The sequence below is a fragment of the Roseixanthobacter psychrophilus genome (assembly GCF_043195195.1).
Lineage (GTDB): Bacteria > Pseudomonadota > Alphaproteobacteria > Rhizobiales > Xanthobacteraceae > NCEH01.
Map to the genome: position 1 here is coordinate 1 of NZ_JBAFWT010000181.1, position 495 is coordinate 495.

A 495-nucleotide genomic window follows, 5' to 3' on the forward strand; every position below is an offset into this window, starting at 1 on the left:
TCGCCGTGGATTATGACGCCACGCTCATCATGGCTGTGGAAACCAGCAACAAGAGCTGGGTGGTGGCCGCGCACGTGCCGGGACTTGGGCATGTCAAGGCCAAGCAGACGATCGACCCGATGGCCGAAGCACTGGCGACTTCGATCGAGGGCTACCGTCGCCGCGCCGCAGCGTTCGGAAAAGCTATCGATCGCGTGATCGTGGTTTATGAGGCTGGGTATGGCGGCTTCTGGCTGGCGCGCTGGCTGATGGCGCGGGGCGTCGAGGTCCATGTCATCCAACCGTCGAGCGTTCCCGTTGAACGGCGCAAGCGGAGAGCAAAATCGGACAAGATCGACGCCGATCTTCTGCTTCGGACGCTACTTGCGTGGCTACGAGGCGAGCCGCGCGTTTGCTCGATGGTGGCGATTCCGGAGGAGGCCGAAGAGGACGCGCGTCGACCATCGAGAGAACGCGAGGAGCTCATCCGCGAGCGCATCATGTTGACCAATCGGA

General features: G+C 62.6%; 1 protein-coding gene. It reads left to right on the top strand.

Translation table 11 applies throughout. From position 1 onward, the window contains the following. Positions 1 to 5: 5 nt before the first annotated feature. Positions 6 to 495 (top strand): IS110 family transposase (locus V5F77_RS29110; RefSeq protein WP_429008517.1); only part of this gene is annotated, 490 nt, incomplete at its 3' end.